At 61.0% G+C, this 25902-nt stretch carries 25 protein-coding genes; 20 read left to right on the top strand and 5 right to left on the bottom strand.

Annotation, left to right across the window (positions count from 1 at the left end; translation table 11 throughout):
• Position 1: 1 nt before the first annotated feature.
• From G6N78_RS21710 to G6N78_RS21660, 11 genes are all read left to right on the top strand, one after another.
• Complete coding sequence (locus G6N78_RS21710; RefSeq protein ID WP_165223777.1) at positions 2 to 628, top strand: 3-oxoacid CoA-transferase subunit B; 627 nt, start codon at positions 2 to 4, stop codon at positions 626 to 628.
• Between the two features lie 140 nt (positions 629 to 768).
• Positions 769 to 1560 (top strand): DeoR/GlpR family DNA-binding transcription regulator, encoded by a 792-nt coding sequence (locus tag G6N78_RS21705; protein ID WP_165223775.1) that lies wholly within the window; start codon positions 769 to 771, stop codon positions 1558 to 1560.
• Between the two features lie 87 nt (positions 1561 to 1647).
• The gene (gene glpD, locus G6N78_RS21700; protein ID WP_165223773.1) at positions 1648 to 3162 is read left to right on the top strand and encodes a glycerol-3-phosphate dehydrogenase; all 1515 of its coding nucleotides are present in this window, start codon (positions 1648 to 1650) and stop codon (positions 3160 to 3162) included.
• Between the two features lie 55 nt (positions 3163 to 3217).
• The gene (locus G6N78_RS21695) at positions 3218 to 4300 is read left to right on the top strand and encodes an ABC transporter ATP-binding protein (RefSeq protein ID WP_165223771.1); all 1083 of its coding nucleotides are present in this window, start codon (positions 3218 to 3220) and stop codon (positions 4298 to 4300) included.
• Positions 4301 to 4311: 11 nt separating this feature from the next.
• A complete protein-coding gene (locus G6N78_RS21690; RefSeq protein ID WP_165223769.1) occupies positions 4312 to 5382 on the top strand; it encodes an ABC transporter ATP-binding protein in 1071 nt (356 codons plus the stop codon).
• 3 nt (positions 5383 to 5385) lie between these two features.
• The gene (locus tag G6N78_RS21685) at positions 5386 to 6258 is read left to right on the top strand and encodes a carbohydrate ABC transporter permease (RefSeq protein WP_165223766.1); all 873 of its coding nucleotides are present in this window, start codon (positions 5386 to 5388) and stop codon (positions 6256 to 6258) included.
• An 11-nt stretch (positions 6259 to 6269) separates the two neighbouring features.
• Complete coding sequence (locus G6N78_RS21680; RefSeq protein WP_165223763.1) at positions 6270 to 7082, top strand: carbohydrate ABC transporter permease; 813 nt, start codon at positions 6270 to 6272, stop codon at positions 7080 to 7082.
• A 12-nt stretch (positions 7083 to 7094) separates the two neighbouring features.
• Entirely contained in the window at positions 7095 to 7376 is a 282-nt protein-coding gene (locus tag G6N78_RS21675) for a DUF2160 domain-containing protein (protein WP_165223760.1), read from the top strand.
• Between the two features lie 84 nt (positions 7377 to 7460).
• Entirely contained in the window at positions 7461 to 9185 is a 1725-nt protein-coding gene (locus G6N78_RS21670) for an ABC transporter substrate-binding protein (RefSeq protein ID WP_165223758.1), read from the top strand.
• Between the two features lie 747 nt (positions 9186 to 9932).
• Complete coding sequence (locus G6N78_RS21665) at positions 9933 to 10427, top strand: copper chaperone PCu(A)C (RefSeq protein WP_165223755.1); 495 nt, start codon at positions 9933 to 9935, stop codon at positions 10425 to 10427.
• The gene (locus tag G6N78_RS21660) at positions 10424 to 11014 is read left to right on the top strand and encodes an SCO family protein (RefSeq protein WP_234906084.1); all 591 of its coding nucleotides are present in this window, start codon (positions 10424 to 10426) and stop codon (positions 11012 to 11014) included. Before G6N78_RS21665 ends, G6N78_RS21660 begins: the two co-directional genes overlap by 4 nt.
• Positions 11015 to 11096: 82 nt before the next feature.
• Here the strand turns inward: G6N78_RS21660 and minE are convergent, their stop codons facing one another.
• The 4 genes from minE to G6N78_RS21640 form a co-directional block, all read right to left on the bottom strand.
• A complete protein-coding gene (gene minE / locus G6N78_RS21655; protein WP_165223752.1) occupies positions 11097 to 11357 on the bottom strand; it encodes a cell division topological specificity factor MinE in 261 nt (86 codons plus the stop codon).
• On the bottom strand, positions 11354 to 12166 hold the full coding sequence (gene minD, locus G6N78_RS21650) for a septum site-determining protein MinD (protein ID WP_165223749.1): 813 nt from the start codon (positions 12164 to 12166) through the stop codon (positions 11354 to 11356). Before minD ends, minE begins: the two co-directional genes overlap by 4 nt.
• A 31-nt stretch (positions 12167 to 12197) precedes the next feature.
• The gene (gene minC, locus G6N78_RS21645; RefSeq protein ID WP_165223746.1) at positions 12198 to 12959 is read right to left on the bottom strand and encodes a septum site-determining protein MinC; all 762 of its coding nucleotides are present in this window, start codon (positions 12957 to 12959) and stop codon (positions 12198 to 12200) included.
• A 147-nt stretch (positions 12960 to 13106) separates the two neighbouring features.
• Complete coding sequence (locus G6N78_RS21640) at positions 13107 to 13898, bottom strand: helix-turn-helix domain-containing protein (RefSeq protein WP_234906083.1); 792 nt, start codon at positions 13896 to 13898, stop codon at positions 13107 to 13109.
• Positions 13899 to 14186: 288 nt separating this feature from the next.
• Between G6N78_RS21640 and G6N78_RS21635 the strand changes: the two genes are divergently transcribed.
• The 7 genes from G6N78_RS21635 to G6N78_RS21605 all read left to right on the top strand — a co-directional run bounded on the left by G6N78_RS21635 (position 14187) and on the right by G6N78_RS21605 (position 23725).
• Positions 14187 to 15419, top strand: coding sequence for an ABC transporter substrate-binding protein (locus G6N78_RS21635; RefSeq protein WP_165223742.1), 1233 nt, complete (start codon positions 14187 to 14189; stop codon positions 15417 to 15419).
• A gap of 43 nt (positions 15420 to 15462) precedes the next feature.
• Positions 15463 to 16416 (top strand): carbohydrate ABC transporter permease, encoded by a 954-nt coding sequence (locus tag G6N78_RS21630; protein ID WP_370691544.1) that lies wholly within the window; start codon positions 15463 to 15465, stop codon positions 16414 to 16416.
• Complete coding sequence (locus tag G6N78_RS21625) at positions 16416 to 17267, top strand: carbohydrate ABC transporter permease (protein WP_165223736.1); 852 nt, start codon at positions 16416 to 16418, stop codon at positions 17265 to 17267. Before G6N78_RS21630 ends, G6N78_RS21625 begins: the two co-directional genes overlap by 1 nt.
• Positions 17264 to 19369, top strand: coding sequence for an alpha-galactosidase (locus G6N78_RS21620; protein ID WP_165223733.1), 2106 nt, complete (start codon positions 17264 to 17266; stop codon positions 19367 to 19369). Before G6N78_RS21625 ends, G6N78_RS21620 begins: the two co-directional genes overlap by 4 nt.
• Positions 19362 to 20456 carry an ABC transporter ATP-binding protein gene (locus G6N78_RS21615; RefSeq protein ID WP_165223730.1) on the top strand — a complete coding sequence of 365 codons (1095 nt, stop codon included), beginning with the start codon at positions 19362 to 19364 and terminating at the stop codon, positions 20454 to 20456. Before G6N78_RS21620 ends, G6N78_RS21615 begins: the two co-directional genes overlap by 8 nt.
• Positions 20456 to 22390: a beta-galactosidase gene (locus tag G6N78_RS21610; RefSeq protein ID WP_165223727.1), complete on the top strand. Its 1935-nt coding sequence runs from the start codon at positions 20456 to 20458 to the stop codon at positions 22388 to 22390. The genes G6N78_RS21615 and G6N78_RS21610 overlap by 1 nt, the downstream gene beginning before the upstream one ends.
• Positions 22391 to 22798: 408 nt before the next feature.
• A complete protein-coding gene (locus tag G6N78_RS21605; RefSeq protein WP_165225360.1) occupies positions 22799 to 23725 on the top strand; it encodes a lysylphosphatidylglycerol synthase transmembrane domain-containing protein in 927 nt (308 codons plus the stop codon).
• Between the two features lie 15 nt (positions 23726 to 23740).
• Here the strand turns inward: G6N78_RS21605 and G6N78_RS21600 are convergent, their stop codons facing one another.
• On the bottom strand, positions 23741 to 24226 hold the full coding sequence (locus G6N78_RS21600) for a MarR family winged helix-turn-helix transcriptional regulator (protein WP_165223724.1): 486 nt from the start codon (positions 24224 to 24226) through the stop codon (positions 23741 to 23743).
• Positions 24227 to 24512: 286 nt separating this feature from the next.
• Here G6N78_RS21600 and G6N78_RS21595 point away from each other — a divergent pair, with 286 nt between their 5' ends.
• Together G6N78_RS21595 and G6N78_RS21590 are read left to right on the top strand one after the other, a co-directional pair.
• Positions 24513 to 25340, top strand: coding sequence for a p-hydroxycinnamoyl CoA hydratase/lyase (locus G6N78_RS21595; RefSeq protein WP_165223721.1), 828 nt, complete (start codon positions 24513 to 24515; stop codon positions 25338 to 25340).
• A gap of 162 nt (positions 25341 to 25502) precedes the next feature.
• On the top strand, positions 25503 to 25895 hold the full coding sequence (locus G6N78_RS21590; RefSeq protein WP_165223718.1) for a diacylglycerol kinase: 393 nt from the start codon (positions 25503 to 25505) through the stop codon (positions 25893 to 25895).
• Positions 25896 to 25902: the final 7 nt, after the last annotated feature.

Below are 25902 nucleotides of genomic sequence, written 5' to 3'. Positions count from 1 at the left end.
CATGGGATGGGATCGTAACCAGATGGCCGCTCGGGCGGCCAAGGAATTGCAGGACGGCTGGTACGTCAATCTCGGCATCGGCATACCGACGCTCGTTGCCAACTATATTCCCGATGGCGTCGATGTAACGCTGCAATCGGAAAACGGCATGCTGGGCATGGGGCCTTTCCCCTTTGAGGGGGAGGAGGATCCGGATCTGATCAATGCCGGCAAGCAGACGATCACCGAATTGCCGCACACCGCCTATTTCGACAGCGCCATGTCGTTTGGCATGATCCGCGGCGGCAAGATCAACATGGCGATCCTCGGCGCCATGGAGGTCTCCGAAAAGGGCGATCTCGCCAACTGGATGATCCCCGGCAAGCTCGTCAAGGGCATGGGCGGCGCAATGGATCTGGTCGCCGGCGTCGGTCGTGTCGTCGTCGTCATGGACCATGCCAGCAAGACGGGTGAATCCAAGGTGCTGCACGAATGCACCCTGCCGCTGACCGGCAAGGCCGTGGTTCACAGGATCATCACCAATCTCGGCGTGCTGGATGTCGTCGAAGGCGGGTTGAAGATCGTCGAACTCGCCGATGGCGTGAGCGAGGACGAACTGCGCGCCGCCACCCAGGCAACGATCGTGTGATCACACTGACCGGGGCGCGGAAGCCCGCGTCCCGGTCTTCGTTTGCTTTCCGGCGCACGTGGGCCAGGGCTTTGGCAAATCATCAGTTGCCCCTTTTTCGTTTTGTCATAAAGTGAAGAAAAACGAAATCGGGGGAAACCATGCTGCTGTCGACGCGCCAGACCGAGATCATGGCGATTGCCAAGGAGCATGGCCGCGTGATGGTCGATGAACTTGCGGTGCGCTTTGCCGTCACTCCGCAGACCATCCGCAAGGACCTGAACGATCTGTGTGATTCGCGCGCCCTGACGCGCATCCATGGCGGCGCCCTGTTTCCAACCGGCAATGAGAACATGCAATACGAAGCCCGCCGCTCCATGGCGGCGGCGGAAAAGCAGGCGATCGGTCGCGCCGCGGCCGACCTCATTCCGGACAATGCGTCTCTCTTCATCAATATCGGGACGACGACGGAAGCTGTCGGCGAAGCTTTGGCGGATCACCAGGGCCTGATGGTCATCACCAACAATATCAATGTTGCCAATCGCTTGCGCGTATTCCCCTCGATCGAGGTGGTCATCGCCGGTGGCGTGGTGCGCGGCTCGGACGGTGGTGTCGTCGGCGAGGCCGCGGTCGATTTCATCCGCCAATTCAAGGTGGATTTTGCTGTCATCGGTGTCTCGGCGATCGATGCGGACGGCGCCCTTCTGGATTTCGACTTTCGCGAGGTAAAGGTGGCGCAGGCGATCATCGCCAACGCTCGTCACGTTATCCTGGTTTCGGATTCCTCGAAATTCGAGCGGACGGCACCGGTCCGCATCGGGCATTTGTCGCAGATCCACACCTTCATCACGGACCAGTGTCCATCGAGCAGTATCCGATCCATCTGCCGCGAGCAGGATGTGAGGCTCTTTGAAACGAACGGCGTTTCGAGCCAATCGACAAACACCGATTAACATTCATTTGACATTCGTTTCATTTTCGTTTCTCATGAATATAGTTTCGCAAATGCACAATATGTTGCGCTGCGAAAGGTGAGATGGATGACAGACGAACGCATTTACGACCTGTTTGTGATTGGTGGCGGCATCAACGGTTGCGGCATCGCCCGTGATGCGGCGGGCCGCGGTTATTCCGTAGCGCTGGCGGAGATGAACGATTTCGCCTCCGGCACGTCCTCGGGTGCCACCAAGCTCATCCATGGCGGGTTGCGGTATCTGGAACATTACGAATTTCGTCTGGTGCGCGAGGCTCTGATGGAGCGCGAGGTGCTGTGGGCCATGGCGCCGCATGTCATCTGGCCGCTGCGTTTCGTGCTGCCCTATCAGAAGGGCGGTATCCGTCCAGCCTGGCTCATCCGCCTCGGCCTGTTTTTCTACGATCACCTGGGCGGTCGCAAGCTTTTGCCGCCGACCCGCACGCTCGACCTGCGGCGCGACGAGGCGGGCAAGTCGCTGAAGCCGATCTTCGGTCGCGCTTTCGAATATTCGGATGGCTGGGTCGATGATGCGCGCATGGTGGTGCTGAACGCCCGCGACGCGGCGATCCGTGGCGCGACGATCTACAGCCGCGCGAAGGTTATCTCGGCCCGCCGCGAGAACGGCGTCTGGACGGTGACGATCCGCCACACGGAAACCGGTGACACGACGGTTCTGAAGGCGCGGATGCTGGTGAACGCTGCCGGCCCCTGGGTCGATCAGGTGCTGAACGGCGTGATGGGCCGCAACAACGCCCACAACGTGCGCCTGGTGCAGGGCTCGCATATCATCGTGCGCAAGAAGTTCGATCACTCGCGCGCCTACTTCTTCCAGAACCCGGACAATCGCATCTTCTTCGCCATTCCCTACGAGGGCGAATTCACGCTCATCGGCACCACGGATCGCGATTACAAGGATGATCCGAAGGACGTGAAGATCAGCGACGAGGAGGTGAACTACCTCTGTAACGCCGCCAGCGAATATTTTGCCGAACCGGTTCGCCCGAGCGATATCGTCTGGAGCTATTCGGCCGTGCGCCCGCTGTTCGACGATGGCGCCTCGAAGGCGCAGGAAGCAACGCGCGATTACGTGCTGAAGGTGGAAGGCGAGGGCAGCGATGCGCCGCTTCTCAACGTCTTCGGCGGCAAGCTGACGACCTACCGTCGCCTCGCCGAGCATGCGCTGGAAAAGATCGGCGAAACCATCGGCGCGAAGGGGTCGCCCTGGACGGCGGGCAGCAAGCTGCCGGGGGCGGATTTCGGCGTCGATGCCTATGAGATGCAGGTGAAGCGCCTGCGTTCGCTGTTTCCGTTCCTCTCGAAGATCCATGCCGAGCGGCTGGTCCGCTGTTACGGGACGGATGCGATTGCGCTGATGGGACACGCAAAGTCCGACGGCGACCTCGGGCGCCATTTCGGCGGCTCGCTCTATGAGGTCGAGGTTCGTTGGCTGATTGACAAGGAATGGGCGGTGACGGCGGAGGATGTTCTCTGGCGCCGCACCAAGCAGGGATTGTTCCTGACGGCTTCTGAAGCCGCAGGGTTGGAGGACTACATGGCAGGAACCCGCCGCGCCGCCTGAGGAGGGGCAAAAGCGGGTTGCCATTGAACCGAGGGTTGGGAGGCCCGAGGCGTCAATGCTTGAATTGCGCAACGTGTCGAAACACGTCGGTCGTGACATTCATATTCACCCGACGAGCCTGACACTTCACCGTGGTACGCTGAATGTCCTGCTGGGGCCAACGCTCTCCGGCAAGACGTCACTGATGCGCCTGATGGCCGGTCTCGATCGGCCGACGGAAGGGCAGATCCTGTTCGACGGGCAGGATGTCACCGGCATGCCGGTGCAGAAGCGCAATGTCGCGATGGTCTACCAGCAGTTCATCAATTATCCGGCGCTCACGGTCTATGAGAACATCGCCTCGCCGATGCGCACGGCGGGCAAGGATTCGGCCACCATCGACCGCGAGGTGCGCAAGGCCGCCGAGCTTCTGCGGCTGACGCCGTATCTTGATCGCACGCCGCTCAATCTTTCCGGTGGCCAGCAGCAGCGCACGGCGCTGGCGCGTGCGATCGTCAAGAATGCCAATCTCGTTCTGCTCGACGAGCCGCTGGCCAACCTGGATTACAAGCTGCGCGAGGAACTGCGCGAGGAACTGCCGAAGATCTTTTCCGCCTCCGGTGCCATCTTCGTCTACGCCACGACGGAACCTTCCGAAGCGCTGCTGCTTGGCGGCAATACCGCGACGCTCAGCGAAGGGCGGGTGACCCAGTTCGGCGAAACGATCCAGGTCTACCGCGACCCTGCGGATTTCACGACCGCGAAAACCTTCGCCGATCCGCCGCTCAACAGCCTCGACGTGACGCGTCAGGGCGATCAGTTCCTGCTGGGAGAAAAGCCGATCCTGCCGGTGCCGATGCATCTGACGGGCATCCCGGCAGGGCCCGTTCGGATCGCCTTCCAGCCGCATCATCTGCACCTGCATGCCAAGCCCACGAGCGAGCGCCTGTCTGCCCGCACGCAGATCTCCGAAATTGCCGGGTCCGAAAGTTTCATCCATCTCGAGTTTGCCGGGCAGAAATGGGTTCTGCTGACGCACGGCATCCACGATGTCGATGCCGATCAGACCATCGACGTGCATCTCGACACCCGCCACCTGATGGCTTTCCACCCCCGCACCGGCCAGTCGCTCGCCGGCGCCGGGCACGAAGCGGCTTAGAGGGAAAGACGATGGCACGCATCAACCTCAATCATATCCGCCACGCCTACAGCGCCAAGGCCGCCGCCGCCGGGGATTACGCCTTGAAAGAGGTCAACCATGCCTGGGAGGATGGCGGGGCCTATGCCCTGCTCGGGCCTTCCGGTTGCGGCAAGACGACCCTGCTCAACATCATCTCAGGGCTCTTGCATCCCTATGAGGGCCGGATCGAATTCGACGGTCGCGACGTGACGGATCTGCCGACGGAACAGCGCAATATCGCGCAGGTCTTCCAGTTCCCGGTCATCTACGACACGATGACCGTCTACGACAATCTGGCCTTCCCCTTGCGCAATCGCGGTGTGGCCGAGACCGAGGTGAAGACCCGCGTCGATCATATCCTTGAGATGATCGATCTCGCGCCGATGGCTAAGCGTCGGGCGCAGGGCCTGACGGCAGACCAGAAGCAGAAGATCTCGCTCGGCCGCGGCTTGGTTCGCAACGATGTGAGCGCCATCCTGTTCGATGAACCACTGACCGTCATCGACCCGCACATGAAATGGGTGCTGCGCTCGCAGCTGAAGCGCCTGCACCGCCAGTCGGGTTTCACCATGGTCTATGTCACCCATGACCAGACGGAGGCGCTGACCTTTGCCGACAAGGTCGTCGTGATGCATGACGGGCAGATCGTCCAGATCGGCACGCCGGCCGATCTCTTCGAGCGACCGATGCACACCTTCGTCGGTTACTTCATCGGTTCGCCCGGCATGAATGTCATGCCGGCGAAACTGGAGGGAGCCGTTGCCCATGTGGGTGCCCAGGCGATCCCCTTGTCGGCGCGTCCGCGCAGTGGAAACGGAGCATCTTTGGAACTGGGCATCCGGCCGGAGTTCGTCCGCCTGGATCGGGCGGGAATGCCGATCCATGTGTCGAAGGTGGAGGATATCGGCCGCCAGAAGATCGTGCGTGCGGTGTTTGAAGGCCATCCGCTGGCGATCGTCGTGCCGGAGGACGAGGTAATCCCGGCCGATCCGCGGGTCACTTTCGATCCGACGGCGATCGGCATCTACGCCAATTCCTGGCGCACAGAGATGGAGGCCTGAGCGATGAACAAGACCTGGAACAACAAGGCCTGGTTCATGGTGCTGCCGGTGCTGGTGCTGGTCGCCTTTTCCGCCGTCATCCCGCTGATGACGGTCGTCAACTATTCGGTTCAGGATACGTTCGGCAACAATCAGTTCTTCTGGGCGGGCACAGACTGGTTCACCCAGATGCTCAATTCCGACCGCTTCTGGAATGCGCTGATGCGCAATCTCAGCTTCTCGGCCATCATTCTGGCAATTGAAGTGCCGCTCGGTATCCTGATCGCGCTCAACATGCCGAAGAAGGGGCTCGGCGTGCCGGTCTGCCTGGTGCTGATGGCCCTGCCGTTGCTCATCCCGTGGAACGTTGTCGGTACGATCTGGCAGGTGTTTGGACGCGTCGATATCGGCCTGCTCGGCTATACGCTGAACAGCATCGGCGTCGATTACAACTATACGCAGGACCCGGTGGATGCCTGGGTGACGGTCATCGTCATGGATGTCTGGCACTGGACGAGCCTTGTCGTGCTGCTCTGCTATGCCGGCCTCGTCTCCATTCCGGATGCGTATTACCAGGCGGCCAAGATTGACGGCGCCTCGCGCTGGTCGGTGTTCCGCTACATCCAGCTGCCGAAGATGAAGCGGGTGCTTTTGATCGCCGTGCTGCTGCGCTTCATGGACAGTTTCATGATCTATACCGAGCCCTTCGTCGTCACCGGCGGCGGGCCCGGCAATTCCACCACCTTCCTGTCGATCGATCTCGTCAAGATGGCGGTCGGCCAGTTCGACCTCGGTCCGGCTGCGGCCATGTCGATCATCTACTTTCTGATCATCCTGCTCCTGTCATGGGTCTTCTACACCGTCATGACGCAGAGCGACGAACAGCAGCAGAATTGAGGAGGCCGGGTATGTCACACACCAAACGCAGCTACGGCTTCCTGATCCCGACGCTCTATATCGTCTTCCTCATCCTGCCGATCTACTGGCTGGCGAATATGAGCTTCAAGACGAACACGGAAATCCTCGGCGACTTCTCGCTCTGGCCACAAAGCCCAACATTGCAGAACTACCGGGTGATCTTCACCGATCCCGCCTGGTATGGCGGTTACATCAACTCGATCATCTATGTGGTGCTGAACACGGTGATCTCGGTCTCCGCGGCGCTGCCGGCAGCCTATGCGTTTTCCCGCTACCGGTTCCTGGGCGACAAGCACCTGTTCTTCTGGCTTTTGACCAACCGCATGGCACCGCCCGCCGTCTTCGCGCTGCCCTTCTTCCAGCTCTATTCCGCCTTCGGCCTGATCGATACGCATATCGCCGTGGCGATCGCCCACTGCCTGTTCAACGTGCCGCTGGCGGTCTGGATCCTCGAAGGTTTCATGTCGGGCGTGCCGAAGGAGATCGACGAGACGGCTTATATCGACGGCTATTCCTTCCCGAAATTCTTCGTGAAGATCTTCATGCCGTTGATCGCGTCCGGCATCGGGGTGGCCGCCTTCTTCTGCTTCATGTTCTCGTGGGTGGAACTGCTGATTGCCCGCACGCTGACGACGACGGATGCCAAGCCGATTGCCGCGACGATGACGCGCACGGTGTCCGCCTCGGGCATGGATTGGGGCGTGCTGGCGGCGGCCGGCGTGCTGACCATCATTCCAGGCGCGCTCGTTATCTATTTCGTCCGCAACTACATTGCCAAGGGCTTTGCCCTCGGCCGCGTGTGAGAGGAGGTTCCGATGGACTTTTCCTGGATGGCCTGGACGCTGCCAACGGCGCTCTTCTTCATCGTGATCTTCTGCCTGATCGCCGCGATGGGCGTTTGGGAATATGTTCGGCCGGGCGGTGGCCCGAGAGTGGGCATCCTGCGCTTCGAGACGACGCGCGGCGACCGCCTGTTCATCTCGCTCCTCGGATCGGCCTTTATTCATCTTGCCTGGCTCGGCCTGGGAGGGCCGAACCTGTGGTGGGCTCTTGCCCTGTCCGTGGTCTACGCCGTCGGCGTATTCCGCTTCGTCTAGGGCCGGATTGCCGGTGCAGGCGGCGGGAGGTCGTCTGTCCGGATTAGACGGGAAACTGCATTCGCAAACTTCGGGAGGATGACAATGCGAAAGCGACTTTTGACCACGACGGCAGCGATGCTGCTGGCCACCAGCGGTGCGGCCTTTGCCGACATGAACGCCGCAAAATCCTTCCTGGACAAGGAGATCAAGGACATGTCCGTCCTCGATCGCGCTGCCCAGGAACAGGAAATGCAGTGGTTTATCGATGCGGCAAAGCCCTTTGCCGGTATGGACATCAAGGTGGTCTCGGAAACCATCACCACGCATGAGTATGAATCCAAAGTGCTGGCACCCGCCTTCACCGCCATTACCGGCATCAAGATCACCCATGACCTGATCGGTGAAGGTGATGTCGTCGAAAAGCTGCAGACCCAGATGCAGTCGGGCGAGAACATCTACGACGCCTACATCAACGACAGCGATCTCATCGGGACCCACTGGCGCTACAAGCAGGTCCGCAACCTGACGGACTGGATGGCGAACGAAGGCAAGGCGGTCACCAACCCCAACCTCGACATCGACGACTTCATCGGCAAGTCGTTTACCACCGCACCGGACGGCAAGCTCTACCAGCTTCCGACACAGCAATTCGCCAACCTCTATTTCTTCCGCTACGACTGGTTCAACGACGAGAAGAACAAGGCCGACTTCAAGGCAAAGTACGGCTATGATCTCGGCGTGCCGGTCAACTGGTCGGCCTATGAGGATATTGCCGAGTTCTTCACCGGCCGCGAGATTGGCGGGAAGAAGGTCTATGGTCACATGGACTACGGCAAGAAGGACCCCTCGCTCGGCTGGCGCTTTACCGATGCCTGGCTGTCGATGGCCGGCAACGGCGACAAGGGCATCCCGAACGGCCTGCCGGTCGATGAATGGGGCATCAAGGTCAACGAGAAGTCCCAGCCGGTCGGATCATGCGTCGCGCGCGGCGGTGATACGAACGGTCCCGCCTCCGTCTACGCCATCCAGAAGTATCTCGACTGGATGAAGAAATACGCGCCTCCGGCTGCCCAGGGCATGACCTTCTCGGAATCCGGACCGGTGCCGTCGCAGGGTGAAGTCGCCCAGCAGATGTTCACCTATACCGCCTTTACCGCGGACTTCGTGAAGCCGGGCCTGCCGGTGGTGAATGAGGACGGCACTCCGAAGTGGCGCTTTGCGCCGAGCCCGCATGGTGTCTACTGGAAGGACGGCATGAAGCTCGGCTATCAGGATGCCGGCTCCTGGACGCTGATGAAGTCCACCCCGGAAGACCGCGCCAAGGCGGCCTGGCTCTACGCCCAGTTCGTCACGTCGAAGACGGTGGATGTGAAGAAGAGCCATGTGGGTCTGACCTTCATCCGCCAGTCCACGCTCGATCACAAGTCGTTCACCGAACGGGCGCCAAAGCTTGGCGGTCTGGTCGAGTTCTATCGCTCGCCGGCGCGTCTGCAGTGGTCGCCGACCGGCACCAACGTTCCGGATTATCCGAAGCTTGCCCAGTTGTGGTGGCAGGCGATCGGTGACGCATCCTCCGGCGCCAAGACCGCGCAGGCGGCGATGGATTCGCTCTGCGCCGAGCAGGAAAAGGTGATGCAGCGCCTGGAACGTGCCGGCGTGCAGGGTGATATCGGCCCGAAGCTCGCGGAAGAACACGATCTGGCCTACTGGAACAAGGATGCCGTTTCCAAGGGCAATCTCGCGCCGCAGCTGAAGATCGAAAACGAGAAGGAAAAGCCGATCACGGTCAATTACGACGACCTCGTGAAGAGCTGGCAGAAGAAATAAGACGGGCGGACCAGTGACCTGTGGCCGGCGCGTGACGTATCACGCGCCGGTTTTTTTGGGAGATGATTCATGCCCGCACTGGGGCAGCGCTTGACAATGCGCGGACCGGAGACGGTTGCCTGACAAACTGACGCCCGACAAACTGCCGCATTGTGCGGTGCAAATCTTCTGCTAACACTCCCGTTATGACTTTGGCGCGCAGACATGGCAGACGACGGAATTGGCAGGCGGCTCTTCGCCTGATCTGTGCGTTTGCACTCTGCGCTCTGGCGTTTGCCCATACGCCGATTGATGCCAGAGCCTTCGGTATTCCACTCTCCGAGGTGGCCGCCTACACGCTTCCCGACGGAACGGTGCCGGTGCTTTGCCTGGCGACAAGCGGTCACGATGATCATCAGCGTCATTCTGGCCTCGGCCCCAATGGTTGCGAGGCGTGTCGCTTGAGTGCGGCGCTTCTGCTGCCCGCTGCTTCTTACGTCGAGACGGTGCGGACAACCCTGTCGGCTCACCTGCCGTTGCCGCCGCGGTTGGATGTTCCAGGACGCCCGCCTTTCCAACCGAATGCCGCACCACGCGCACCGCCGGTCGCTGCGGCCTGATGGTGTCGATTCCTGCGGATGGAGCCTGGGGCTGCCATTGCCTGCGGGAACGGCCCCGATAGGGGCAAAGGGTGCGGCGCACGGACCTGTCTGAACGGTCTCTTCCGAACCAGCCCGTCACGTAATTCCTGAACAGACGAGCACGATCATGAGAAAATTTTTGAACAGCGCAGCCTTCCTTGCGGCCTTCCTTCTCGGCACCGGCCTTGCCGGCGCGCACGGCTTCAAGGTGGGAGAACTCGAAATCGGCCATCCCTACAGCCGGGCCATGCTGCCGGGCGCCAAGGTTGGCGGCGGATATTTCAAGATCGTCAATCCCGGCAACACCGACGATCGCCTGGTCTCCGTCTCGTCGGATCGCGCAACTTCCGTTCAAATTCACGAGATGAGCATGGACGGAACCATCATGAAGATGCGAGAATTGCCACAAGGCATCGTTGTTCCGGCCGGCGATACGGTTGAGCTGAAACCGGGTGGATACCATCTGATGTTCATGAACGTCTCTCAACCGTTCAAGGAGGGTGAGATGGTCAAGGCGGTTCTGACCTTCGAAAAGGCGGGGCCGGTGGAGGTCGAGTTTGCGGTTGGCCCGGCAGGCGGTGATGCGCATGCGGGCGATGCACACAAGGAGCACAAGAAGTGAACCGGAACCCCATGGCGTTGCTGGCGATCGGGATCGCCGGCATCTTCTTTGCCGGACTGGTCGGCATCATGTTCTGGGTCTCGGCCGATAGCGCGCGGGCCCGCACCGGCCCGTTCGACGCAAAATTCTCGCTGGTGGACGATCGGGGTGCATCGGTCGATCAGACCCTGTTCAAGGGACGTCCCTCAATTGTCTATTTCGGCTATACTCATTGCCCGGAGGTCTGCCCGACCACCCTGTTCGAGGTTTCTGGCTGGCTGAACAAGCTCGGGCCGGAGGGTGAAAAGCTGAAGGCCTATTTCTTCACGATTGACCCTGCACGCGATATGCCGGATGTCATGCATGCCTACGTGACCTCGATCACGGATCGGATCACCGGCATCACCGGCACGCCTGAGGAAATGCAGAAAGTCACCGATGGCTGGATGATCCACGCCGCGCGCACCTATGGTGACGACAGCGACTATCACATGAGCCACACCACCTCGCTGTTGCTCATTGGCCCCGACGGGCGGCTGAAAGGCATGATCCCCTACGGCGAGGATGACGAGCTTGCGCTGAAGAAGATCCGCGACACCTTGCTCTGATGGGGCAAGCCAGAGGTGCCATGGAAAAAGGGCCGTCATGAGCGGCCCTTTTTGATGTCTGGCATTTGCGGTCTGTGCCGGATCAGGCGGCCTGACGGCTCGCGTTGAGCGGGATTTCCACGTCGATCTCGAGGATCGACATGTTTTCATCGCGATCCATCTTCACGTGAACCCGGTCGTTATCGAGTTCGACATGCTTGGCGATGACGGCCAGGATTTCTTCGCGCAGCACCGCGACGAGATCGGTTCCGGAGGACGCGCGTTCATGGGCGAGGAGAACCTGCAGCCGCTCCCGAGCAAGAGGCGCGGAACGCTGCTTGTTGAAGAGGCGGAAAATATTCATGCAGCCCTCCCGAAGATCTTGCCGAAGATGCCGCGCTTTTCTTCCGGAATGGAAACCGGAATGTCTTCGCCGGCAAGGCGACGGGCTGCCTCGAAATAGGCAAGCGACGGAGCGCAGCGGGCGTCGGCGAGCGTCACCGGTGCGCCGAGGTTCGATGCGCGCAGCACGTCGGAGCTTTCCGGAATGATGCCGAGCAGCGGGATCGACAGGATTTCCAGAACGTCATCGACCTTCAGCATGTCGCCACGCTGGGCGCGGGCCCCGTCGTAACGGGTCAGAAGCAGGTGCTTCTCCATCCGCTCGCCGCGCTCGGCCTTCATGGTCTTCGAATCGAGCAGGCCGATGATGCGGTCGGAATCGCGCACCGAGGAGACTTCCGGGTTCGTGACCACGACGGCGATGTCGGCATGGCGCATGGCCAGCGTCGCGCCGCGTTCGATACCGGCGGGGCTGTCGCAGATCACCCAGTCGAAATAGCGCTTCAGCTCGTTGATCACCCACTCGACACCTTCCGGCGTGAGGTTGTCCTTGTCGCGGGTCTGGGAGGCCGGCAGCAGGAACAGGTTTTCCAGCCGCTTGTCGCGGATCAGCGCCTGGGTGAGCTTCGCATCGCCCTGGATCACGTTGATCAGGTCGTAGACCACGCGGCGCTCGGCGCCCATCACGAGGTCGAGGTTGCGCAGGCCCACGTCGAAGTCCACGACGACGACCTTTTCATTGCGTTGGGCGAGTGCTGCACCCAGTGCAGCGGTCGATGTGGTCTTGCCAACTCCGCCCTTGCCTGACGTGACGACGATTACCTTCCCCATCTTTATCTCCTGTGAATGAGCGTGATTGGGCTCAGTTAAGTTTCTCGGCCATGACTGCATCGCCTTCGAGCCATAGCTGGACGGGTTTCCCCAGCAGCTCCGGCGGCAAGTCCTCAGCCATTTTGTAGATGCCGTCGATTGCGATCAGCTCCGCCTCCAGTTTCCGGCAGAAGATGCGCGCGGACGCATTTCCGACGGAGCCCGCCATGGCTCGCCCCCGCAGGGCGCCATAGATATGGACGGAGCCGCCGGCGATGACTTCCGCGCCGGAGGCGACGGACCCGACAACGGTCACATCCCCTTCCGTAAAGATGATCGATTGCCCGGACCTTACGGGTTCGTTGATCACCAGCGACGGGTGGGAAGAACGGCTGTCCTGCGCGACGGTGGGTGCCGGCGCATGGGAGGCAGCGGTTTCCGGGCGGTCCTCGGCGGTTTTGTCGTCCGGGACCTCGGTTTCCGGCACCTCGACATCGCCAGCCGGGCGGCCACCTTTCAGCACCGGCGGCATGCCGGGCGAGATCATCGACGGCTTTGCCCCTTCGATGCCCATGATGCGGACATTGCGGTCGGCAAGCTTGTCCAGGAATTCCGTCAGCTCGGCCCGGTTGATGCCGAGACCTTCAACATCCAGAACCACGGGGCGGTTCAGGAAAAAACCAGCAGAACGGGCAGCCAGATCGTCCAGCCGCACCAGCCAGTCATCCAGCGGCAGGTCCGGAGACAAAACGACCGCCAGAAAGGAGCGGCCTTTGATCCTGATGGAGCGAGAGTCTGTTAGCACTTCGGTCATCTACGTAAACAAATCGTTGACGTATGGGTAGCGCTGATTTGGTTAACGAATGGTTAACGCCACCGCTCGCGACGTAAGGAATTGCTCAAATTCGGACAGGGTCCGATCACCGCTGCGGAGACGCTTCGCCGCGTCGGTCGCGCCGATTTATGCCGCGCCCGCGGCGGGTCGCATGCGGCGGCGGAACTGGACAGGCTTCTCGCGAAACCGTTTCTGGAAGGCATCGTAGAAGGTCGATAGCGAGCCGAAGCCGGACTCATACGCCACCTCAGTGATCGGCAGGTCCGTCGCGATCAACAGCGACTGCGCCGTATCCAGCCGGTGACGGATGATCGCCTGGTTGATGGTCATGCCGACCGCCTTGCGAAACAGCGTCATCGCATAGTTCGGATGCAGGCCGGCCGCACGTCCCACATCTTCGGCGGAGATATTGCCAAGCGCCCCTTCGCCGATGAAACGCAGCATGTTTTCCACATGCACCACCCAATCGGCATCGCGTTGACCGGAGGAGAAAATGGCCGCGCCCTGCTCGCGCAGGTCTCGCCAGCCCTCGCGCTCAATGCGCATCACCCGCGCCATCAGTTCCGAACGGACGATCTCCATCACTTCCGCATCACCCGACAGAATCTCGTCGCGCCAGCGAAGAAAGACATCCCGGTCCCAGGGACGCATATCGAGCGCCTCGATCACCGCGCCCCGGAACACCGCATCGCGAAACCGGCTGAGATTGGGAAAGCCGAGAAGCACCGACATCGGAACGTAAAGGCAGACGAAACGCGTGCTCTCCGCGCAGTCTATCACCTGATGCGGGATCATGCCCCAGAAGAGACAAAGCCTGTTCTTGTCGACGGTCAGTTCGCGCCCGTCAAACAAATAGGTCATATGGCCATCCAGAACGAAGTTGAGTTCGATCTGGCTGTGCATGTGGGGACCAGCCATCCGCTGGACCTCCATCAGGTTTCCAGCGCAGAACTGATGGTCGCCAAACACCACGAGCGGATGAGACGGGTCAAGTTCCGGATGCGCCGGGACGGCTCCCAGATGGTTCACTGTTGCAGAACGAATCGTCGGTGCGTCCTCCAGATGTTAGGATTCCGGAAATTTATCGCCAAACCATGGAGGAAAGTTGCGGCTTTCTCGGTCACTGTCAAGCCTGCGACTGCGGGGAGGCGGACGCGATGCATTGCGCTTCCGGGCAGGCATGCAAGGGATCTTTGGGAGGATGACATGATAACACGTAAGTCTTTGGCAGGCTTCAGCCTTGCCTATGCCCTGACCGCGGCGACCGCTTTCGCCGGCGACCTGGTGATCAATTCGGACCAGTCCGATCCGGCCCCGAAAAAGGCGATGGAGCAGCTGATCGCGGATTTCCAGAAGGCGCATCCAGATATCAAGGTCAAGTGGAACAACTTTGACCACGAAGGCTACAAGTCCGCCATTCGCAACTTCCTGACGGCGGACCCGCCGGATGTCGTGTCCTGGTACTCCGGCAACCGGATGGCTCCCTTCGTCAAGGCGGGACTATTCGAGGATGTGAGCGATCTCTGGGCGCAGGGTGACCTGAACAACCAGCTGAAGTCGGCGACCAAGTCGATGGAAATCGACGGCAAGAAGTGGGGGATCCCTTATTCCACGTATCAATGGGGCATCTACTATCGCAAGGACATCTTTGCGGAGAAGGGCATTGCCCCGCCGAAGACCTGGGCGGAACTGCTGGCTGCGTGTGAAAAACTGAAGGCCGCCGGTATCACGCCATTCACCATCGGCACCAAGGCGCTCTGGCCAACGGGCGGCTGGTTCGATTACCTGAACCTTCGCGTCAACGGGTACGAGTTCCATATGGATCTGACGGCCGGGAAGGTCCCCTACACCGACCCGCGCGTCAAAGCCGTGTTCGACAAATGGGCCGAACTCGTGAAGCCGGGCTATTTCAACGAAAACCATGCGGCCATTGACTGGCAGGACGCGGTACCGCTGATGGTGCAGGGCAAGGCGGCCATGTATCTGATGGGCAATTTTGCGGTTGCCACCATGAAGGATGGCGGGCTGAAGGAAGACCAGATCGGCTTCCTGCAGTTCCCGGTCATCACGCCCGGCATTCCGATGGCCGAGGATGCGCCGACCGAATCCTTCCACATCCCGTCGGGCGCCAAGAACAAGGCGGATGCCCGCACGTTCCTGGCCTATCTGGCGCTGCCCGAAACCCAGACGAAGATGAATGCGATCCTGGGGCAGTTGCCGATCAACAACCAGGCGACCAAGTCTGACGATCCTTTCCTGCGGGCGGGTTTCGAAATGCTGTCCAACGCCTATGCGCTGGCACAGTTCTACGACCGCGATGCGCCGGCCGAAATGGCCAAGGCCGGCATGGAAGGGTTCCAGGAGTTCATGGTCAAGCCGGACAAGGCGGACGCCATTCTGGCTCGCCTCGATAAGATCCGCCAGCGCGTCTACAAATAAGTGATCCTCCCGGCGCCGGATGCCGAAGCCTCCCATAAGAAGGATGGCATCCGGTGCTTCTTCTCGTGAAACATTGCGAGGTGTCGCCGTGACCGAGGTCGTTTCTTCCCCGCCGGGCTTCTGGAAGCAGAACCAGCAGAAGCTTGCTCCCTGGCTGTTTCTCGCGCCCGGCTTCCTGATGTTCATCATCTACGTGCTGGTGCCGATCGTCCAATCCATCTGGATCAGCTTTCACGAATGGGACGGGCTGGGCGAAAAGGTATGGATCGGGCTCGGCAACTACATCGAGCTTCTGGATGACGACGATTTCTACACGTCGCTGAAGAACAACGTCATCTGGCTGGTCCTCTATCTGCTGTCGATTCCGGCAGGGCTTGCGGTTGCTCTCTTTCTCAATCAGACGGTCACGGGCATTCGGCTCTACAAGTCGCTGTTCTTTTTCCCGTTCGTGATCAGCCAGGTGGTCGTGGGCCTCATGTTCACCTGGTTCTATGCGCCGAATTTCGGGCTCTTTTCTCAGCTGATCGCATGGCTGACGGGGGAACAGGTCGCTGTCCTGGCCGACGAACGGTTTGTTACCTACGGCATTATCGCCGCCGGCCTCTGGCCGCAGACGGCCTATTGCATGATCCTCTACCTGACCGGTCTCAACAACATCAATCCGGAGCAGGTGGAAGCCGCCCGCATGGACGGCGCGAAGGGAGCGAAGCTTCTATGGTTCGTCATCCTGCCGCAACTGGCGCCGGCCACCTTCATCGCCATGGTCGTCACCGTCATCGGCTCGCTGCGTTCGTTCGATCTCGTGTCGATCATGACGGCCGGCGGCCCCTATGGCTCCAGTCAGGTGCTGTCGTATTTCATGTATGAACAGGCGCTATCCGAATACGGCTTCCGCATGGGCTATGGCGCGGCCATCGCCGTGGTGCTGTTCCTCATCATGATGGTCTTCATCACGCTTTTCATCGTGCGCATGCTGTCGCAGGAAAGGAACGCCTGATGTTTCCGACACCCATCCACAAGGCGAGCCCCTTTGCGCAGATAGCGTACAAGATTGTGCTGCCGCTGGCGCTGATCCTGTGGCTTCTGCCGCTCATCGGTGTCGCCATCACCTCGGTGCGTCCGGTGGGCGACCTGGCGGCCGGCAACTATTTCGGCATTCCCTCCGGCTTTGCAGGCGTCGAGAACTATACGACCGTCTTCCGCGATTCGCCGATTGGTCTTTACATCCTGAATTCCTTCAAGGTGACGATCCCGACCGTCATCGGCGCCGTGGCGCTCTCCTGCCTCACGGGTTTTGCTTTGGCCGTCTACCGGTTCAAGGGCAATCTGCTGCTCTTCTTCCTGTTCGTGGCCGGCAATTTCATCCCGTTCCAAATCCTGATGGTGCCGGTGCGCGACATGACCTTGCGCGCCGGGCTCTATGATACGACGCTTGGGTTGGTGCTCTTCCATGTTGCCTTCCAGACCGGTTTCTGCACGCTGTTCATGCGCAACTTCATCAAGGGCCTGCCCTTTGCGCTGATCGAATCCGCCCGCGTCGAAGGCGTCTCCGAATGGCGGATCTTTCGCTACATCGTGCTGCCCCTGATGCGGCCTGCCATCGCAGCGCTCTCCGTGCTCGTCTTCACCTTCGTCTGGAACGACTATTTCTGGGCGACGGTGCTGGTTCAGGGCCAGCATGCCATGCCCGTGACCGCCGGGCTTTACTCGCTGAACGGCCAGTGGGTTGCCGCCTGGCACCTGGTTTCCGCCGGTTCGATCGTCGCGGCGCTGCCGCCGGTCGCCATGTTTTTCCTGATGCAGCGGCATTTCATCGCCGGCCTGACGCTTGGAGCCACCAAGGGATGAGTGAGATTGTGCATATCGGCTCCGGCAATTTTGTCATGAGCCTGCGACTGCCCGATCGCGGCATGCCGGAAATCCTGAATTTGGGATCGGCCGCCGCGATTGCCGACCCGCTCGTTGAGGTCGAACGCGCGAGCCGCATCAACGGCATGGACATTGCCGTGCCGTCTGCCGTCCTGCTGCCCACCGGCGGCATGGGTTTTTTCGGCTGGCCGGCGATTGCCGGTCATCGGTCCGGCCGTGATTTTGTTGTGCAGCTTGCGGGATGGACCGTCCAACGGGCGGCAAACCAGATCATGCTGTCGGCCACAGATACCGTGGCCAGGCTCTCGCTGTCCGTTACGCTCAAGGAACATGCCGGGGGCGTCATCTCGATCGCTACCACGCTCATCAATGACGGCGACAGCGATTACCACCTCGACCGATGCATGGCCGGAACCTTCCTGGCGCCTGCCGGTGCGGTGGAGGTCATGAGCTTTACCGGCATGTGGGGACGAGAATTCCAGACCCGGCGCGAGGTGCTGGGCAACGGCATCTGGGCGCAGGAAAACCGCCGCGGCCGCACCTCGCATGACCGTTTCCCCATGCTCTTCGTTGAAGGTGCCGGCCAGCGCTTCGGTGTGACGCTCGGTTTCAGCGGCAATCATCAGATGGTCATCGACCGCACGGATGATGGCCGGCGTCTGGTCCATCTGGGAGAGCTGTTCGAGCCGGGCGAGATGATCCTGGTGCCGGGCGCGCGCTACGAGAGCCCGACTGCCTATGCCGGTCCGGATACGGCAGCCTTCCACTCATTCGTGCGCGGCGGGTTGATGACCTGGCCCCACGGAGCGATGAGCCCGCGCCCGGTGATGCTGAACACCTGGGAAGGCAACTACTTCGATCACCGGATGGATTCGCTGAAGGCGCAGGCAACGGCTGCGGCGGAACTCGGCATTGAACGTTTCGTGCTGGACGACGGCTGGTTCGGCCGGCGCGACGACGACACGACGAGCCTCGGCGACTGGGATATCGATCCGCGCAAATATCCCGACGGGTTGAAGCCGCTGGTCGATCACGTAACCGGGCTCGGCATGCAGTTCGGCATCTGGTTCGAACCGGAAATGGTCAATCCCGTCTCCGAGCTCTACAAGGCGCATCCGGACTGGGCACTGACGATCGAGGGCAGGCCGATCCTCCAATCGCGCACGCAGCTGGTGCTGGACCTGACGCGGCCCGAAGTCTCCGATTACCTGTTTTCGAAGATCGACGCGGTGCTGTCCAACCACGCGGTCTCCTACATCAAATGGGACATGAACCGTGACCTGACCCATGCCGGCGGTGGCGATGGTCGCGCCAGGATCGCGGCGCAGACCCGCGCGGTCTACGCTCTGATGGACCGTATCCGCGCGGCGCATCCGGGTGTCGAGATTGAAAGCTGCGCGTCCGGCGGTGGTCGCATCGATTACGGCGTGCTGGCAAGGACCCATCGGGTCTGGGCCTCGGATTGCACCGACGCTCTGGAGCGGCTGGAGATCCAGCGGGGTGCTTCCCGTTTCGTGCCGCCGGAAATCCTCGGCAGCCATATCTCCGCGTCGCCGAACCACCAGACGGGCCGCCGGCACACGCTGTCTTTCCGTGCCCTGGTGGCGATTGCCTATCATCTCGGCGTCGAACTCAACCCGTTGGAGTTGAGCGCGGACGAACGTGATGAGCTCAAGGTGTATATCGAGACCTACAAGCGCCTGCGTGACCTCTTCCACGCGTCGGGCGCCAATTTCCACATGGAGCCCGTGGATGGTCGTTACGTCTGGGGCGCCGCCGGTGCCGAAAGGATCGTGCTGATCGTCGCGCAGGGGCCGCAGATGGTCAACGAGCAGCCGGCACCGCTGGTGCTGCCGGAGCATGTGACCCGTTTGGGCGGGGCGTGGACGATCCGGACCGTTCTGCCGGCGCAGCCCAACGTCATCCGCATGTCCGAGGGGCAGACTCGGCTTCTCTCCGGCGCCATTGCGTTCAATCTCGAAAGTGCCGGCATGGGCGGGTTGCCGCTGCCGATGCTCAGGCCGGAAAGCGCGATGCTGCTTGAACTCATTCCATCAAAGGGGGGCAAGATCCATGGCTGATGTCAGCCTTCGCCAGGTCAGAAAACAGTTCGGTGCGCTCGAGGTCATCAAGGGCGTCGATCTCGATGTGAGGGACGGCGAGTTCTGCGTGTTCGTCGGCCCGTCCGGCTGCGGAAAATCGACCTTGCTGCGCATGATTGCCGGCCTTGAGGAGATCACTTCGGGGGCGCTGTCGATCGGCGGGCGCGAGATGACGAAGGTCGGGCCGTCGGAACGCGGCGTGGCCATGGTTTTCCAGTCCTATGCGCTCTATCCGCACATGACGGTGGCCGAAAACATCGGCTTCGGCCTCAAGATGACCGGCCACCCGAAGGAGCTGATCGCCGAACGCACGGCACGTGCGGCGAAGATGCTGCAGCTCGATGCGCTTCTGAAGCGCAAGCCCGGCCAGCTTTCCGGTGGCCAGCGCCAGCGCGTTGCTATCGGTCGCGCAATCGTGCGTAATCCGGAAGTCTTCCTGTTCGACGAGCCGCTGTCGAACCTGGATGCGGCCTTGCGCGTTCAGATGCGCACTGAGCTGTCGACACTGCACCAGGACCTGAAGGCGACGATGATCTACGTGACGCATGACCAGGTCGAGGCGATGACCATGGCCGACAAGATCGTCGTGCTGTCGGCCGGCCGGATCGAACAGGTTGGCACGCCGTTGGAACTCTATCACCGACCGAACAACCTCTTTGTGGCCGGGTTCATCGGCTCGCCGAAGATGAATGTCCTCAAGGTGGCGGTTGCCGCTGGCGAGGGCGGTTCTGTGACCATCGCCCTGCCCGGCGCAGATCTTCACCTGCCGACCCACGGTGCTAGCGTCAGTGGCGGCGAGATGAGTTTTGGCCTGCGCCCGGAGCACATCGATGCCACCGGCAAGGGCGATGTGGTGATCGAGGCAACCGTGAAGCTCGCCGAATATCTCGGTTCGGAAACGCTCTTCTTTGTCACGCTATCGGACGGCTCGGAACTCGCCGTCAAGGCCGATGGGTTGGCGCGGGAAAGACCGGGCGACACGATCCGGCTCGGAATCAATGCAAAGGCCTGCCATCTGTTCGACGCGAACGGGCTCGCCGTCATCAATGGGGATCTGACACGATAATGCTGGGCGTTTGTTATTACCCGGAACACTGGGATGAGAGCCGCTGGGAAACCGATGCGCGGCGCATGGTCGAACTCGGGATCTCTTTCGTTCGGATCGGCGAATTCGCCTGGTCGCGCATCGAGCCGTTACGGGACCGGTTCGAGTTTGCCTGGCTGGACCGGGCAATGGACATTCTTGCCAAGGCGGGCCTGAAGATCGTGCTCGGCACCCCGACCGCAACGCCGCCGAAATGGCTGGTCGACGAGTGCCCGGACATCCTTCCCTACGACAAGGACGGCAAGCCCCGCGGGTTCGGGTCGCGCCGCCACTATACCTTCTCCTCCGAGACCTGGTGGAAGGAGAGCGCGCGCATCGTTGACATCGTTGCCAAGCGGTATGGCAACCATCCGGGTCTTGCCGGCTGGCAGACGGATAATGAATATGGTTGCCACGATACGACGATCTCCTGGGGGCCGGAGGATCTCAAAAGCTTCAAGCGCTGGCTGCGGCTACGCTATCAATCCGTCGATCAGTTGAACGAAGCCTGGGGCTCGGTTTTCTGGTCGATGGAGTTGAACGGCTTTGAGGATGTCGTGCTGCCGAATCTCACCGTGACAGAGCCGAACCCGGCGACGCGACTGGATTTTTGGCGTTTCCACTCCGAACAGGTCGCCGCCTATGACAGGATGCAATGCGATATCATCCGCAAACATTCGCCCGACCGCTGGATCACCCACAATTTCATGGGCTTCACGCTGGATTTCGACCACTTCAAGGTCGGCGACAATCTGGATCTCGCCTCCTGGGACAGTTACCCGATCGGTTTCGTCGAAAAATTCCCCTTCTCGGAGGCCGAACGCAATCGATGGGCGGAGACCTCGCATCCGGACATCGCTCCCTTCCATCACGACCTCTACCGCGCGGTGGGCAAAGGCAAATTCTGGGTTATGGAGCAGCAGCCGGGACCAGTGAACTGGGCGCCCTGGAACCCGGTACCGAAGCCGGGCATGGTGCGGCTGTGGACCTGGGAGGCGCTGGCGCATGGTGCGGAGGTTGTCAGCTATTTCCGCTGGCGGCAGGCCACGTTCGCGCAGGAAATGATGCATGCCGGATTAAACCTCGCCGGTCTGGACGAATGGTCGCCGGGCGGGCTTGAGGCGCGTCAGGTGGCGCAGGAGCTGGCTGCGCTCGGCAATCTGCCGCAGACCGACCGTGCTCCCGTCGCTCTTGTCTTCGACTATCAGAGCTACTGGTCAACGGTGATCCAGCCGCAGGGCAGGGATTTCCGCTATGAGGAGCTTTGCTTCCGCTGGTACGAGGCGCTGCGTCGTCTGGGGCTGAACGTCGATTTTGTCCGTCCCGGCGCCCGCCTTGAAGGTTATCCGCTGGTGGTTGTTCCGTGCATGACGGAAGTGGACGAGGCCGCGCGGGCAGCACTCGAAAAGGCAGGCGGCACCGTGTTGATCGGCGCCCGCAGCGGCTCCCGTGATCGCAACTTTCGTTTCCCGGAGAACCTGCCGCCGGGGCCGCTCGCCTCTCTCACCGGTAACCGCGTGGTGCAGGTCGCAACCTTGCGTCCGGGGCTGTCGCATCCGGTGAATGGGCAGGTGTCGGGTGCGGGCGTCCGCTGGCGCGAACACATCGAGGCGACGGGGAACGTTCTCGCCCGCTTCGACGATGGCCATCCGGCGCTGACTGAGAAGGATCGGGTGCTCTACCTGGCCTGCTGGGCGGATGAGGCGCTCCTCTCCGGCATCATGACGCTTGCGGCCGAAAAAGCCGGCCTTTCCACGCTCTCCGTTCCGGATTTCATCCGCATTCGCCGACGCGGCAATCTCGTCTTCGCCTTCAACTACGGCACGCAGGACTGGGCTTTGCCCGACGGAGCCGTTCCAGCGCTGGGCGAGCCGGTGTTGAAGCCGCAGGCGGTTGCCGCCTGGCAGAGGATCTGACCGGATTGACGTTAGGGGACGCCGCATTTGCCCGCGGCGTCCTGTCGGGCGGCCCATTGAATGATTATGGCCGCCGGGACAAGTGTTCTTCAAAACCTGCAGGGGGGCAGCCTGCAGGGCTGCGCGGATGGTGCCAGAGACTCGTGCCAATGAGCCCATGCTCAGATGATGAGCCCGCCCAGGGTCTGTTTCTTCCAGCCCATGCTTCTCATCAACGGTGTGCGCCCGGCTTGAGGCTTGGCATTGCCGTCGGCGCTCTGTCCCGTTTGCCACGGGAATTTGACGAGGCGTAGAACTTTCGCCCGTCTTTACGCATTGGTCAAAAGATGGCAGGTCTGCTTATCCATCGATTAAAGAATGGCGCCCACAATGGCGGCCATGACATGTGCATGAGCGGGAGAAGGGTTCATTCTCAGGAAATATGGATGGTCGGTGCTGGGCCTGCTGGTTGTCGCTGTGTCGGCCTGGCTTCTCTACAAGGAACTGCGCGGTCTTTCGCTGGACGAACTGGGTGACAGCCTCGCAGCCATCCCGATATCGCATTGGTGTCTCGCCATCGCGTGTTCCATCGCAGCCTATGGCGCTTTGGCAGGTTATGATGCGCTCGCCTTGTTATACCTGCGCCGTTGGGTCAGCTGGTGTTTCATCACGCTGACCTCCTTCACCACCTATGCGCTTTCCCACAATCTCGGCGCATCCGTCGTCTCCGGCTCGGTCATTCGCTACCGTGCTTATTCGTCCAAGGGGCTGAGTGCCATCGAGATCGGGCAACTGGTCGCCTTCTGCTCCTTCACCTTCGCATTCGGCACGGTCCTGTTGTCCGGCGTCACGCTCCTGATCGAGCCCTCTTTGGGCGAGAGGTTCATCCACGGATTGTCCCAGAACGCCGCCCGCGCGATCGGTCTTCTCATTCTTCTGCTTGTGGCAGCCTATGTCTATGGCAGCTGGAAGAACTTCCGTCCCTGGTCGATCGGGCCAGTGAAGATCGCCTATCCCGATCTCAGAACCGTGGCGCTCCAGTTGATCATTGGTCCGATCGAATTGGTTGCTGCTGCCGGCATCATCTATTTCGCCTTGCCAAGTGCCGGCAATCCCGGCTTCTTCACCGTTCTCGGCATCTTTTTGATGTCATTTTCAGCCGCATTGCTCTCCACCGCTCCGGGTGGTCTCGGTGTTCTCGAACTGGTTTTCGTTAATGGATTGCCGGAGATGGACAAGTCTGACGTGCTGGCGGCGCTGATCGTCTTCCGCGTCCTCTATCTTCTCATCCCCTTTGCGCTCTCGCTGATCTTGGTCCTGGTGTTCGAAAAGCGATCGCTGCGGCAGGCAAGCTGAGGTCCGGCGACGATCTCAATCGGCGGCTGTATCCTCGCTCCAGATCAGGGAAAGCAGACGGCGCAGTTCCTCGCGCTCGGCCTTCGACAGACGGCGCAGCGTCTTTTCCTCATGCTGCTGGATCCGGCTCAGCCAATCCAGTGCGGTTGTGAGGCCCGTTTCTGTCGGGTAGAGCCGCTGGATGCGCTGATCGGACGGATCATCCTTGCGAAAGAATAGATCCCGCGCTTCCAGTTGCTGGAGCAAAGCGACGATGTTGGCGCGCTTGATGCCCAGCATCCGGCAGATATCGGCCGAGGTGCTGCCCGGCTGTTCAACGATGGACAGGAGCACGCTCATGGTGATCGGCCGTGCGCCGGCCTCGTCCAGCGCGGCCACGGCGCCATTCAGATCATGCACCGAGGCCCGACGCAGGTGATAGCCCACAAGTTGATCGAGCGCGTGGCGGATGTGGGCGGAAGAGACGGTGGTGAGTGTTTCGGAGAGGTTTGTCTTCTTCATCAGTTCCCCTCTTGACGCGCTTCGTTCGGGCGACAATAATGTTATACATCATAGCAGTCAACGCGAGGAGGCGCGCAGCACTGTCTGGTTGGTGATCCTGCCGGGGGAGGATCGGTCAAGACGATATGGCCTACGCCGCATCGAGTCACGGGTATCAATTCTCTCCCAACAGAATCCAGTCACGCTGCTCCCCAAGCTTTAGCCGCGGCAGGTTTTCCTGAGCCCTCATTCGGGCCGCCATCGATCTTTCGCTGGCGGCTTCAACCAAACACGCAAGGATATCGATATGGCAAATGATGTTGATACGGTGGTCTTCGAGGTCAAGGACCGCATCGCCTGGGTTCGCTTCAACCGTCCGGATAAGCGCAACGCGATGAGCCCGACGCTGAACCGGGCGATGATGGACGTGCTGGACGAACTGGAATTTCGCGACGATGTCGGTGTTCTGGTACTGACCGGGGAAGGCAGCGCCTGGACTGCGGGAATGGACCTCAAGGAATACTTCCGCGAGACCGAGTCGCAGGGCCTGAAGGGCACTCGCAAGGCGCAACGCGAGAGCTACGGCTGGTGGCGTCGTCTGCGCTGGTACCAGAAGCCGACGATCGCCATGGTCAATGGCTGGTGCTTTGGCGGCGGCTATGGCCCGCTGTTCGCCTGTGACCTCGCCTTCTGCGCGAACGAGGCAAAGTTCGGTCTCTCCGAAATCAACTGGGGCATCCTGCCGGGCGGCGGCGCGACCAAGGTCGCCGTCGAACTTCTGCCCTTCCGCAAGGCCATGTATCACGCCATGCTCGGTGAACCGGTTGACGGGAAAACCGCAGCCGACTGGGGACTGGTCAACGAAAGCCTTCCGCTGGCCGAACTCGAGGCACGCGTGACCGCCGTGGCAAAGGTGCTCCTGGAGAAGAATCCCGTCGCGCTGAAGGCCACAAAGGATGCGGTGCGCCGCGTCGGCGTCATGACCTATGACGAGGCGGAGGATTACCTGGTCCGCGCACAGGAAGCAGCCAACTCCTACGACAACGATGGACGCAAGGAGGGCATCCGCCAGTTCATCGACGAGAAGAGCTACAAGCCGGGGCTTGGTGCCTACGACAAGTCCCGCAAGGGCTGACGCATTGAATCGACCGGCGCCCTTGTGCGCCGGTCGATGGAACGGAAGGACGCCTGCCAACGATCTGGCTGACAGAAACCTGGCAAATGTGAATTGCGATTGACGTCCACATGGTTGAAATAAGCCGCATCAACCAGTCGTCAGGCGGAAGCCGCAAGGAGCATGATGGATCATCGGAACAACCCGCCCAAGGTGCGGGGATGGCGGCATCTCCTGGCTGCCCAGAGCTATTCCATCAGCGGTTTTCGGCGTCTTCTGCGGGAGACGGCGTTCCGCCACGAAGTGCTGGCCTTCCTCGGTTCGCTTCTCCTGTTCGCCCTGATCGGTGCCGAACTCCAGGACTATGTGGCGCTCATCATCCTGTTTTGCATCGTTTGTGCGGTTGAGGCGATCAACACCGCCATTGAGGAAATCATCGACCGGATCTCTCCGGAACTGTCGGCGACCGGCCGCCATGCCAAGGATCTGGGTTCCTTCGCCGTCTTTTGCCTGCTCGTCGCCTGGGCTGCCCTGACGGCCTATGTGGGTTACCGGCATCTTTTGCCGCCCAGTTGATCGGCGG

This window comes from Allorhizobium pseudoryzae, assembly GCF_011046245.1.
Classification (GTDB): Bacteria; Pseudomonadota; Alphaproteobacteria; order Rhizobiales; family Rhizobiaceae; genus Neorhizobium; species Neorhizobium pseudoryzae.
This window is presented reverse-complemented; position numbering and strand designations above follow the sequence as displayed.